The following is a 12201-nucleotide window of genomic DNA, read 5'->3' on the forward strand; positions in this document are numbered from 1 at the left end:
ATACTAAAACAAGTGTAACCGACGCAAGAAAAATAGAAGAATTTCGCTGCTTCTATGAGCAAGACGTTCGCGCAGACGCACGATACCTTTATTAAGCAAGAATTTTACGGTATTTACAGAAATGTGCAATTCCTCGGCAGCCTCTTTATATTTCAAGTTCCTCAACATGATACACTCCACGATCTGTCGGGTGCGCTCGGGAAGAAGATTGACTTCTTTCATCACGATGTCCATCCGTTCCTCGTCAATCCGCACGACCATCTCTACCGGGATGTCAACATCTTCCAACATTTCCCGTTTTTGCAAAACATCTTTCTTTTCAAAATAAGTACGACATTTATTCCTTATCGCGGAAAACAGATAAGTCGCCAGATTCTTTTCAGATACCTCCAAGAGATAATCACCCTCCCATAATTTTAAAAACAACTCTTGAACCAGATCCTCGGCAGTAGCTTGGTCCTTCAAGAATTCATCCGCGTATAGAACTAACGGACGATAGTATCGATCAAAAAGTAAATGTATACCTTCTGGTTTATTATTCCGGATTGAATTTAATATGACACTATCCTCTATCACCATATAGTCTTATCTTGGAGTGTCAAATATATGACAAAATTATTGAAATGTCTTATCTTAAGACTGAATTTAACAATGACGGGTCGGGGTATTTACATCCCGACCCGTCATTTAATACCTTGTAATAATTATTGCTGCAAAATATAATTCTCGAAATAGAGTTTAAAACGATCTTTCAATAAATCTTTTATCTGCAACATCTTGTCCATCTCGAGTTGTCTCATCTTTATCTCGGAAGATACAAATTTATTGACAAAATCATCTGTTCCCAGACTTTCGATCAATTTGATCTTCGCGTCAATCTCGTTCTCGTATATTTTTGTCAATTCTTTTACATCCGTCTTTTTCAACTTCAATACTTTGGTTTGAGCTTTCACCACACTGTCGATCTCGCCTTTGATAGCCTGACTCTTTTCCAGCAACAATTTGTAAAGCGTGGCATCATCTCCCAACTGTTTTTTGAAAGCCTCTACGCGGGCTGCCTGTTCCTCCGGCGTTAATTGATTGCCTTGTTTCAGTAGCTCTTGTTCCTCTTCCAGATTCTTCAGGTATTGCTCGTAAGTCAATTGTTCCTCTGCCAATTTAAACGTGATCGGCAAAGTCTTGGAAAAACGTACCGCTTCACCGTTCATCATGGCGGGTTTCCATTTCGGCATACTTTGGATCACGCGCACAGCCTCCGCATCCAGAATCGGGTGAGCCGAACGCACGACGGTAACATGAGATATTGCCCCGTCTTTTTCTACCGTGAAAGTCACGAACACTTTGCCCTCGATACGCTCCTGTTGAGCCTCTTCCGGGTACATGATATTCTCCCCGAGCCATTGATTCAGATTCCCGTTAAACTCCGGCTGTACATCTGCAACCACATGTACGGTAGTATCACCATCTGCCAAACACACTTCCGTGCCGTGTGCCATTACCGGAGAAGACATCCATCCAAGGCCAACGACCAACGCTACAACAAATATTGTTCTAGCCCAATTGTAATTATTATTTGATCTATGCATAATGTATTTATTAAGTACATACCTATTTAAACAGCCATAAAGCTACAATTATTATCACAAAAACGTACTTGAAATTGAAAATATTTGTCATATGACGAAGCAAAAAATGAAAATTTGACATAATATCCATGACAAAAAGTCCGTAAATCACGATGGCACAGGCTTTGCACTATTCCTTATCGAACGACGGTTCCTAAAAAGAGCCGGAGTCCAAAGATAAGATTGAATGTTAAACTTAAAGATAGGAGACTGAAATTATGATGCCTGTAAGAAGAACTCAAAATTGGTTACCAAGTATCTTTAATGATTTCTTTGATAACGAGTGGATGACTAGAACAAACGCAACTGCACCTGCAATCAACGTGATCGAGTCGGAAAAAGATTATAAAGTAGAAGTTGCCGCCCCGGGTATGACAAAAGAAGATTTTAACGTTCGCATTGACGAAGATAATAATCTGGTCATCACCATGGAGAAGAAAATTGAAAACAACGAGGAGAAGAAAGAACAACGCTTCCTGCGTCGTGAGTTTTCATACTCCAAGTTCCAGCAGACGATGATTCTGCCCGACGATGTTGACAAAGAAAAGATTGCCGCCGGTGTAGAACACGGTGTATTAACCATTGATCTACCGAAGATTTCCATCGAGGATATTAAAAAAGAACAAAGAACCATTGAAATAAAATAAGATTAAGGTAACCAATATAAAAAAGTCGGTCAAAAATTGACCGACTTTTTTTATTGACACGCTATTTTTTCTGTGCTTCAATCATTAACAAAAGGGATTGATAATGAATTTTATCCCCTACATTTGCCATTGCCTGTTTTGTTTTTATCAAATTCTCTATTTTCTTCAACATAACGGCACAATAAGCAGCAGATTCATCTATATCACTTACATTCACCTCTTTCTGCCAACCGTAATCGCCAGTATCCCCAAACTGATATTTCTCTCGCAAGCAAGCTGCAACATAACCTTTCCCGTGTTCTTCCTCGAGAGCTCGCAATTCCGGCAAATATTCATTAATACAACCCGTTTCATCCAATCCGTAAAGAGCAATCTCATCTACAGAAGGAGCATAAATCATATCTGCAACTTGAAGAGATTTACCTCCTTTTTTATCCATAACTTTTCCGGCTGCAGCTATCGCCTCCTGCACAGCCAACCTCTGCAATATTTTATCACCAGCCGTCAACTTACGCCCTTTCATAGCCGATTCCCAGATTCCGGCAAAAAGATCATCGTAGTAATTCTCCAATGTATAAGGTTGAGTGCTGACATGAGAAGACAATAATATGCCTTTATTAAGTTGAAATAATTTTTTACCCACTCGAGATTTCAACATAAGAGATTGATTGATTGCCAACGGGAATTTGCTCGTCACATCTTTTTGATCCAACCAATCGCTTTCACGCAATTGTTTAATAACCCATTTCAACGATTTTTGTTGTACATCCCGAGGAACCGCTCTCCAACGCTCACCCGGAGTTCCGTCTTTCACCTCCGTTAAATAAATACCTCCCACGTTAGTCAAGGCATTCAACAAATAACGGTTATACTGGTTACAAAGTCCCGAATACAACTCCTGTCTGTGAGCTGTCGATTCATCATCTTTTATCCAACTATTCAAGTTCTCCAAAATATATTTCAGATTCTTGATCCCGTAATCTCCCGCTTTACAAGCATCATCTCCCAAATCTTCCTCAAGGGCACTCGGGTCATAACGAGAATACACTTGCTGTTTCCCATAACGGTAGATAGGATCGCCAGCCTTCTCGTCTACCCAGCCTTCCAATATTTTAGCTTCCTCCCGTACTGATTTATCACCCGGGATAGGAGAATACAACCATTTAATGGCATACTCATCATACACACCCATATCCGGAGGTGACAAGCGTACTCCCTCGTCACCCGGCTGCGCCACGTAATTAAAACGAGCGTAATCCATAATAGAGGGTGTCGTACCGTATTTATTCGTGAAGGATGCGGAACGTAACGAATCCACGGGATAAGCACTGGAAGCAGCCATATTATGCATCAATCCCAACGTATGTCCTATTTCATGGGCAAACACGTAAGCCAAGGATTCATCCACCACCTCTTGCGGCAATTTCTTACCCCGCACTCTCGGGTCTAACTGCGCGGTCTGGATAAAACGCCAGCTATTAATCAATTTAATTACATCATTATAAACCAGTACGGTCGCATTAATAATCTCTCCGGTTCTCGGGTCTACCCAAGAAGGTCCCATGGCATTCTCAACCGAGATCGGCACATAACGAATACATGAATATTTCAAGTTGTCGGGATCAAAATTAGGATCATCTTTCGGGAAATCACGTGCAACCATCACATTTTTAAAACCGATTTTCTCGAAAGCCTGATTCCATATCAAAACCGATTGTTTCAAAGGTTCCTTCCATGATTCGGGGAAAGCATCATCAATATACCACACGATAGGTTTCACCGGTTCCACCAGTTCCCCGCATTCCCATGCCTTCATATCCTTAGGTTCCAATCTCCAACGGTTAGCCAATGCATAACTTTCAATCCCATCTGCCGCCATAGTGATATTTTGTTTGCCGGTAAGAAATATACCTACACGGGAATCTGCGATTCTCGGTTTCATTTGCTCCTCCGGCAACAACAATATCGTACGCATTACTTTAGTCGTCAATTCTCCCGACCCGATATTCTGCCCAAAAAAGGATATACTATAATCATAAGTCATGTACGACGCTATCGTTACGTTATCATCGAAAGCTTTGATCTTATCCAACATACCGAATCCCGGTTTCAACCGAGAAGAGATCCCCAGAATACTGTAATTGCTCTCAACCGGCTTCAAAGCTTCCTCGTCCCCAACGAACAATTCCGTCATATCAAATACAACCGAAGTAGAATCATTATTATAAGCCGCTATCGGGTACTTCTTATAAAACGTGTCCATGTAATTTCGTTTTATGGCAATCTCCAGTTCCTTATCCCCCTCCATCATGGCATTTACGTTCTGGAGTACAATCGTACTATCCATCTTTATGAATCTGACATGCAAAGGATCAAGTGTTTTATACCCGACCATAGCCAATCTGGAATTACTGGATTCCGATGTCGTGGAAGCAATCAATAAATCACGTCCGCAATATTTCAAAGGAAGTTCCACGTAAAGTTTTCCCCCAATCTTGTGCAAAGAAAGAAACTCCCCTGAAGCGGTCTCCCGTCCCGCTTTTTTCATCAACTTCTCGTATTTCGTTTCCTTTGCGACATTCGTCTCTTCTTTGACATTTTTCTTTTTCCTTTCTGCCGCAAAAGATTTACACACGCAAGGTGCCATAAACACCAAAAGTAATAAACCTACAATACTTTTTTTCATACAATACATTTTAAACATACAACATTATTCATAAACAGTGTTACCGATTTTACAAACATCTATACCATATTGCTCCTTCAGACAGTTGACCAGTATTTGATATTTCTCCCGAATCAACGGGTATTCCAAATCCTCAGCCCACTCCCCGGTAGTGCGATATACCAAAGAAGCCAAATAAGCGTTTACATCATCTGTAGAAGTGATTTGGTAAGTATCATAACTCCATTCACTATCCGTTTTCGGATTGTACACGAATCCCCACTCTCTCGCTTCTTCCGAACTACTTGCATAAGATTTCGTGTAATCACTTCCAGCATAAAACTCATCAGGAATAGTTATCACACCATAAGCCACGCAGTATTCCAAGAACGTGGCTTGCAAATAAGATTTAAATTCTCTCTTTTCCGCGGCAGACATATCAGCCACATCCTTCTCCACCTTATTAATGGCTATCTGATTTTCCAGATAACGAGCCGGAATATCTACCCAATTTTCCCACCAAGAGCCAATATCTTCCTTCAACATCCCCGTTAAAAATACCCGATAAGGCATCATTCTTTTCAAAACCTCCGCATCATACAAATCAAACCAAGTAATTTCCAACAAGTTTAATAAATTCACAACATCATTGGGGTCTATCGGCTCATAATCATAATAAGCCCAAAGAGCCGTCTGAGTCCATTCTATATCTTTTTCCGTGTATTTATACAAGAAATAAGTATTGTACTTTTCATACAACTTCAAAATGACCTCATCCGCAGCAGCATTCCCTCCCTGTGGCAACACGTAATCCGGGTCAGTTATTTGAATCTCCCCAATCTCTTTGTCCTCCGCGCAGGCTCCTAAAAACAGGAGCGCAAACAAGAATACATATATACTCGTCTTCATCGTTGTAACATTTTAGATTCTACATTTCTCATTTCCCTTGCCTCAAAGGCTGCTTTGCCGATTCATTTTGCTGCAATCCCGGATTCTCGTCCATCACTTCATTAGGAATCGGTAACGTGTACAAAGGATCTTTTTCCGTCAACACGTAAGTCTGCCAATTCGCCGAACTCCTTGCCTTATACCGGTGAGAAATAGCAGGCATTCCATAACGCCGCAAATCAAACCAACGCACCTCGTCATAACAAAGTTCCAATCGACGTTCTTCACGAATTGCTTCCAGCAATGCCACCGCATCTGTAATTTCCGCTTCATCATAATCCCGATAACGATTCTCCCGCAAATGCTCCAAGTCATCCCATGCCAACCCGATTTGATTATCCTGTACCAAAGCTTCTGCCCGATTCAGGTAAGCCTCCGACATGCGAATCGAATTTGTCGGCATTCTTGGCGTACCGCTCGGGTAACTCAGTCGTTTTTTAGTAACATTCCAGTTCGCATCAAACCAAAGTAGCCGGCGGGTATCATTCGGGTTCGCATCAAACTTTTCACGCAAATCCGAAGAAACAAGAACCGTATTCAATCGACTCGGTGTATTTCCATTACCATACACCCACTCCACTTCCGAATAACTATAATTGGCAATACAAATTGCGCTTGCCGGTAAATTCACGTAATTCGTTAACAAATTACCATGTTCTATCGCCTTCGTGGCAGCAGCAATAGCTTCTTTCCATAACTCCATGTGTAAATAAACACGAGACAAAAGAATATTAACCGTTGGCAAATTTATCCGGAAACTTCCCCTACGCTTGGTATATTTTTCAAACAAAGCTGACGATTCCGTCAAATCCTTCACGATCTGTCCATACACCTCTTCCACCGTACTCCGGGCTTTCCCGTTCGTTTCCATATCAGCCGTTAACTTCAAAGGTACTCCTAATGCCTTTTTATTATAATTATAAGGTTCCCCGTAAAGATTTACCAACATAAAATAATAATAACCTCTCAAAGCCAAGGCTTCCGCCTTCACCCGGTCACGCTCTTCCACATCACCGGTTGCCTCATCAATCCCGTCCAGCACGGCATTCACTCCCATAATCCGCTCGTATGTCGGGGAATAAGTCTCATCATACGAAGATTTATCCACCTCCTGTCGTTCCCACATATCCGGTTGCCATGTAAAAAACGGGAAAACACCCACTGCACCAGCATTATCCGTTTCGTCGTTAAAATTATTATCATTCAGCATAAAATCGTCATCCAACAAATAGAGCGTATTATAAATCGCCTTTGTCGGTGACGGATAGCCTGCCCCCAAAAGCAATTCACTATAATCGGAAACAGTCTTCACGATTACCTCATCCGAGGACTCTTTCTCCAAATAATCGGAACAAGCCCCCAGCCCCAGCAATCCCAATAAGCATATCATGAATTGTAATTTCTTCATCATATCATTATTTATTATTTAACACTCAACTTACCTCTTAAAACATCACTTGTAAAGACAATGAAGTAACCCTTCTCGTCGGCCAATCTCCCGTTTCCGGATCCAACCCGTTCCATTTACTATCGGAAACCCACATAAACGGGTTCGTCATACTTGCTTTAAGCAACAACCGTTGCGCCCCGATTCGAGATAACCACTTCTGTTCAAAATCATAAGACAACGACAAAGAACGACAACGAATAAAATCCGTGTTAGCCACTCGCAAATCGGAATTATTATACATATCATACAACCGTCTTTCCGAACTCGCTACCGTGGCTGTCGTCGGCAAATTGATATAGGCTTTACTCGTCGGAATAGAAGGAATATTGGTTTTATCTCCCGCTTTCCGCCAACGCTTGGCTAAATCCCGGGATACATTCTGCTCCGGGGTTGGAATCCCGTAATTGCTATCCGTGTCATACAACTTCGGCAAACGGGCATGTCCTCCCCACTGCACGTTGAACAAAGCATACAACGACCAATTCCGGTACTTGAACATCATGTTCAAACCTCCCGAAAAATCCGGGGTAAACTTACCGGACTTCACCAAATAGGCCAACGGACTCTCCCCGTCCTCCACATCCATGTAATCAAATTTCGGGAAACCATTCTCATCATCCAGACCTGCATACTTGAAAGAATAGAACGTGGAAAAAGCCTCCCCGTTCACCACGGCACTACCATCCAGATAATCGTTCAAGGTATTAATCCGTTGATTCTTATTTACCTTATTCTTGGTCACGGCCGTATTCAATGACAACTGCCAAGTGAAATCTTTCGTCCGAACCGGAATCACGTTAATCACGAAATCATAACCGGTATTCGTCATCTCACCCCCGTCCACGATAGCTTTCTCCACTCCATTTTCCCGGGGGATATTACGGGAAGAAAGTACGTCACTGACCTTTTTGAAATAATTCACCGTGAAATTCAATCGTCCTTCCAAGAATGCGGCATCTACCCCCAAATTATAGGTTTTCGTTTTTTCCCATCCAAGATCAGAATAAGGCAACGACTTCACGTTCAACACGTAATCATTATAATATTCATTCACGCCTCCCTGTTCCGCTATCAAATAAGGTGAAACCGTTTCCACCGCGTTACCTTGATAACCGTAAGAAGCTATCAAATCCAAATTATTCAACCACCACAAATCTCTCGCGAAATTCTCCGAAGCCACTCTCCACTTCGCTCCCACCGACCATGTCGGCTCGAAACGTTTATTTTTATCCTGCCCGAAACGATTGGATGCATCAAGACGAGCGCTGACATTCAACACGTAGCGATTATCATAAGCATACACGGCGGAAACATACTCGCTCAGTTTATTGTCAATCTTATTCAACACGGTAGCTTCTCCTTGTGCCAAATCATTATCTACCGGATCACCCAAATATATATACGTCATCGGCAACTTCACGAAAGTTTCGCCCCGCTCCCTCAAATACCCGTAACGCTTTCCGGTCGACCCTCTCGTTTTAGTAGAATTAGTTTCGATACCCAACTGCAACGTCATCCGGTGCACATCCTTGAACATTCTATCATACACCAAAGCATTCCGCACCGTGATGGTAGTCACATCCGTCAACCCGGTTTCCAACAATCCCCCGAAAGGCAAACGGGTATACCCGAACTCCTCGGCAGAATTTTCGTAAGCCTCAAAATCATACCCCCGGAGAGTAGAAGCGTAAAAAGAACGCTCCGTGGCATACTTTTTCACGTCTGCCGACGAGGAAGCATAAGACACCAAGCCTTGGTATTCCAATCCCGGCAAAATATTCCATTTCAAGTCCAAGGTTGCCCCCCAACTCTTCGTGTTGTTCTCGCTTCCCGTGTTATCTAACTCATTCTGAATATTATACAAGTAATTATATTTACTATTAATTACCGTACTTTCGGTTTCCGCCCATTTGTCATGATAATGCAAAGTACCATCCTCGTTATACATGGGGATCACACGGCTCGTGTTATACGCATAATTGAAAGGATCCACGTCATAGGCAAAACCTTCCGCTTTTCGCCAAGTACCCTTCAACAACAAATTCACCATCAATTTATTGTCAAACAAATTCACCGTCGTGTTAGAGGTAGCCGTAAACAACGCCACGTTATTCCCCTTCGCTTCTCCCCTCTCGTCCGTGTATCCCAACGAAGTCCTGTTCTGAATCTTTTCAGAACCACCGCTCAAACTCAAACTATGTTTATGACTAAACGAATTACTGAACAGCAAATCAAACCAATCCGTGTTTCGCTCGGCCATTTTCCTGTATTCCTTATCGAAATCTTCCTTCGAAATCTTTTTATCCAAATAAGATTTCAACAATCCGGCATACCCGACCTCCAAAATCGTGTTAGGGTAAACCACCCGATCCTCGTACATTTCCCTCGAGAACTCCATCATCTCCTGTGAATTCATCCGGTCATACAACCCGTAACGAGGTCTCTGACCTATAGAAAAATCCCCGCTATACGATACCGAAACTTTACCCGCTTTTGCCTTTTTTGTCGTGATAACGATGACACCATTAGCCGCCTCGGAACCATAAATAGCGGTAGCCGAAGCATCCTTCAAAACAGTGATTGTTTCTATATCATTGGGATTCAACCATGAAATTGCATTACCCGCTAACTGGGAAATATCATCCGCGTCCACCGAAAACTTCGTGTTATCCTCCGAGTTAAACGGTTGGGGATCCCGTTGCACCACTCCGTCAACCACCCATACCGGTTCCTGACTCCCCAGCAAAGAAGAAGTACCCCTTACGCGTATCTTCGGTGAAGAGCCCACCATACCGGTTCCCGACTGCACCAGCATTCCCGGAACCACCCCCTGCAACATCTGGTCGATAGAAGAAGCTCCCGCCATCATAATATCCGCCACGTTCACCGTGGTTGCCGCTCCCGTGTAATTCCCCTTCGCCGTTCTCCCGTAGCCGGTAATCACCACGTCGTCCAAAGCCTTGATGTCTTCCTCCATCACCACGTTAATCGAATCTTGCCCCACGTACTTCACCTCTACAGTCTTCATTCCCATAAACGAAAACACGAGAGAAACATTATCCGTCATCGGCAAAAGCAAAGAATAATACCCGTTATGATCAGTCGTCGTTCCTAACTTCAAATCTTTCGCCATCACGGCTACCCCGGGGAGAGGCAACTTGTCTTTATCTGACACTCGCCCCACGATATTCAACGACTTTTTCTTTTCCTCCGGAGCTAGTTTCAAAACAATAAACTCATCCATCATCTCGTAAGTCAAACGTGTGCCTTCTAAAATTCTATCCAGCACAACCTTCAAATCCGTCTGCACGAATCCCGCTTCCACGGTTTGCGACTTATCCAACTCGTTGTTACTATACACCACGGTAAGCCCCGTCTGTTCTTTGATCTGTTTAAATAACTCCAAATAAGTCACGATCTTCGCCTCAACCGTGATCTTCGCTTGAGCCTTAACACCGGCAACCGCCAGATGCATGCTTGCCAATAATAAAATTACGCTTAGTTTCATTACTTTCAATAATTTTCGTGGTTCAAAACCTCGCATGAAAAACCACCTCGTTCGCTTTTTTTTCATACTTTTGCAAATAGGTATATTATTATTATTAATAAGCCCTATCCCGGATCGTGCGTCACCACTATTCGGGATAATTCATTTTATATAAGCTTCATCTTTTCGCACGAATCACGACTTTCCCTTCCTCCTCCTCGAACTTCACATTTGTCGTCTTCGATATCATATTCAACACGTAATCCAAACTCCTGTATTTAGTTACCGCCCCGGAAAAACGGAATTTCTTTGCCTCCTCATCCACAAAAACAAAAGATACTCCATACCAACGAGATAATTTCACGGTCAATACCTCCAAAGGCATATCCTCAAAATTAAACTTACCGGTTTTCCAATCAATAATCATCCGAACATCACCTTCCCGAATAGTAGTTTTACCGTTCTCTTTGTTTAAAGATGCAACCTCTCCCGGTTCAAGCGCATAAGCCTCCTTTCCCACGTCAAAACTAACTTTCCCGTGCAAAAGCGCCACTTCCGTCAAACCGTCATTCTCGTAAGCCATCACGTTAAATGCCGTCCCCAGCACACGCACTTTCACTTCTCCCAGATGCACGTAAAACGGTTTATCCGGGTTTGACGCCACCTCGAAGTAAGCCTCGCCTTGCAAACTCACTTCCCGCGAATCCCCGTAAAAGCGATTGGGAAACTCCAACCGTGAATCCGAATTTATCCAAACTTTCGTACCATCGCTCAACTCCACGAAGTACTCCCCTTTCCGAGGCACCACGATCGTGTTGTTCTCTCGTATCCCCTCCCCGGGCATCCCTTTATCCTCGAATCGAACTCCTCCCGTTGAATCCTGTATCACACCTACACCGGAAATATCCGCCACTTGACGAGTTTCACCTTCCTTTAACTCGATCCTTTTTCCCGACGAAGTCACTAAAATCGCTTTAGCCGATCCGGATTCAACTTGTAAAACACTCGCGAAAACATTTGATTCACCCTTGATTTCCCGTTGTCCTCTCCAAACGAAAAACGCCCCTACCAACACCATTACCACGGCAGCGACACTACTTCCCCACGCGTACCACAATCTCCTTCGCCTCTCCAAAATCGGGGTTATACGCTTCCACACATCTTCTTGCATCCGCTCCAATCTACTCCGTTTTCCGACAGCATCCACATGCACCTTTGTCCGAAGTATCTCCCGAAAATACTTTTCATGCTCGGGGGAAGCTTCCAACCACCGAATCAAACTACTCTTGTCTTGTTCCGGAAGCTCCCCTTGCAGGTATCGGGCAATCCACTCGTCTATTTCATTCCATGTATCCATGACCTATTTTCTTTTCCGTATA

At 43.1% G+C, this 12201-nt stretch carries 8 protein-coding genes; 1 reads left to right on the forward strand and 7 read right to left on the reverse strand.

The annotated features are described in order from the left end of the window. Nucleotides 1-3: 3 nt before the first annotated feature. Nucleotides 4-579 carry a sigma-70 family RNA polymerase sigma factor gene (locus H8S64_RS09285; protein WP_099291781.1) on the reverse strand — a complete coding sequence of 192 codons (576 nt, stop codon included), beginning with the start codon at nucleotides 577-579 and terminating at the stop codon, nucleotides 4-6. Between the two features lie 125 nt (nucleotides 580-704). Then, nucleotides 705-1586 (reverse strand): energy transducer TonB, encoded by an 882-nt coding sequence (locus H8S64_RS09290; RefSeq protein ID WP_186975856.1) that lies wholly within the window; start codon nucleotides 1584-1586, stop codon nucleotides 705-707. A gap of 257 nt (nucleotides 1587-1843) precedes the next feature. Here H8S64_RS09290 and H8S64_RS09295 point away from each other — a divergent pair, with 257 nt between their 5' ends. Continuing rightward, on the forward strand, nucleotides 1844-2272 hold the full coding sequence (locus tag H8S64_RS09295) for an Hsp20/alpha crystallin family protein (protein WP_186975857.1): 429 nt from the start codon (nucleotides 1844-1846) through the stop codon (nucleotides 2270-2272). A 61-nt stretch (nucleotides 2273-2333) separates the two neighbouring features. Here the strand turns inward: H8S64_RS09295 and H8S64_RS09300 are convergent, their stop codons facing one another. The 5 genes from H8S64_RS09300 to H8S64_RS09320 all read right to left on the reverse strand — a co-directional run bounded on the left by H8S64_RS09300 (nucleotide 2334) and on the right by H8S64_RS09320 (nucleotide 12179). After that, nucleotides 2334-4958, reverse strand: coding sequence for a zinc-dependent metalloprotease (locus H8S64_RS09300; RefSeq protein ID WP_186975858.1), 2625 nt, complete (start codon nucleotides 4956-4958; stop codon nucleotides 2334-2336). 24 nt (nucleotides 4959-4982) lie between these two features. After that, nucleotides 4983-5846: a hypothetical protein gene (locus tag H8S64_RS09305; protein ID WP_186975859.1), complete on the reverse strand. Its 864-nt coding sequence runs from the start codon at nucleotides 5844-5846 to the stop codon at nucleotides 4983-4985. Nucleotides 5847-5874: 28 nt separating this feature from the next. After that, on the reverse strand, nucleotides 5875-7296 hold the full coding sequence (locus H8S64_RS09310) for a RagB/SusD family nutrient uptake outer membrane protein (RefSeq protein WP_186975860.1): 1422 nt from the start codon (nucleotides 7294-7296) through the stop codon (nucleotides 5875-5877). A 34-nt stretch (nucleotides 7297-7330) separates the two neighbouring features. Then, the gene (locus H8S64_RS09315; protein WP_255469492.1) at nucleotides 7331-10843 is read right to left on the reverse strand and encodes a SusC/RagA family TonB-linked outer membrane protein; all 3513 of its coding nucleotides are present in this window, start codon (nucleotides 10841-10843) and stop codon (nucleotides 7331-7333) included. Between the two features lie 157 nt (nucleotides 10844-11000). Next, on the reverse strand, nucleotides 11001-12179 hold the full coding sequence (locus H8S64_RS09320) for a FecR domain-containing protein (RefSeq protein WP_186975861.1): 1179 nt from the start codon (nucleotides 12177-12179) through the stop codon (nucleotides 11001-11003). Nucleotides 12180-12201: the final 22 nt, after the last annotated feature.

The sequence above is a fragment of the Butyricimonas hominis genome, from assembly GCF_014287455.1.
In the GTDB taxonomy this organism is placed as follows: Bacteria; Bacteroidota; Bacteroidia; order Bacteroidales; family Marinifilaceae; genus Butyricimonas; species Butyricimonas muris.

What these genes read in the sequence shown, in the direction of transcription:
- H8S64_RS09285 (WP_099291781.1), bottom strand. Translation starts at nt 579, where the DNA reads ATGGTGATAGAGGATAGTGTCATATTAAATTCAATCCGGAATAATAAA.
- H8S64_RS09290 (WP_186975856.1), bottom strand. Translation starts at nt 1,586, where the DNA reads ATGCATAGATCAAATAATAATTACAATTGGGCTAGAACAATATTTGTT.
- H8S64_RS09295 (WP_186975857.1), top strand. Translation starts at nt 1,844, where the DNA reads ATGATGCCTGTAAGAAGAACTCAAAATTGGTTACCAAGTATCTTTAAT.
- H8S64_RS09300 (WP_186975858.1), bottom strand. Translation starts at nt 4,958, where the DNA reads ATGAAAAAAAGTATTGTAGGTTTATTACTTTTGGTGTTTATGGCACCT.
- H8S64_RS09305 (WP_186975859.1), bottom strand. Translation starts at nt 5,846, where the DNA reads ATGAAGACGAGTATATATGTATTCTTGTTTGCGCTCCTGTTTTTAGGA.
- H8S64_RS09310 (WP_186975860.1), bottom strand. Translation starts at nt 7,296, where the DNA reads ATGATGAAGAAATTACAATTCATGATATGCTTATTGGGATTGCTGGGG.
- H8S64_RS09315 (WP_255469492.1), bottom strand. Translation starts at nt 10,843, where the DNA reads ATGAAACTAAGCGTAATTTTATTATTGGCAAGCATGCATCTGGCGGTT.
- H8S64_RS09320 (WP_186975861.1), bottom strand. Translation starts at nt 12,179, where the DNA reads ATGGATACATGGAATGAAATAGACGAGTGGATTGCCCGATACCTGCAA.